Here is a 366-nt window from a genome sequence, read left to right on the forward strand (position 1 = left end):
TTAGTGTATCGAAAACCAACCTTGATACCTTCAAGTTTTTTATCGTCGGTGTAGATAATCGGGTAATCATATTCAGCCTTAAAAGCTGCTCTAAAATCTTCCAAATATTTATCCTGGTCTACGCCTGGAGGTAATGCATTTTTTCCTACAGTAATGACTATCATTTTTTAACTCGCTATACCTAATCTGATGTGTTCTTTTTCCAAAATATCTATGAGCAATTGCTCAGTCTCTCCAGTACCAAAACAGCCATTGTCATAGTCCCTTTCTAGGCATCTAAGGAAATCCCACCTCTTATGATTATGGCAAATCAAACTAAAAATAAAATCTTCAATGGTACGTAAAGTAAAAGCGTCTTTTTCTGTT

1 protein-coding gene is annotated in these 366 nt (G+C 35.2%); it reads right to left on the bottom strand.

What is annotated here, in order from left to right; translation table 11 throughout:
* Positions 1 to 167: 167 nt before the first annotated feature.
* Positions 168 to 366, bottom strand: a 199-nt coding sequence (locus ACNQ0W_RS25435) for a hypothetical protein (protein ID WP_417933314.1), incomplete at its 5' end; no start/stop codon positions are given.

This window comes from Enterobacter cloacae complex sp. 6730903, assembly GCF_048283985.1.
Classification (GTDB): Bacteria; Pseudomonadota; Gammaproteobacteria; order Enterobacterales; family Enterobacteriaceae; genus Enterobacter; species Enterobacter hormaechei_C.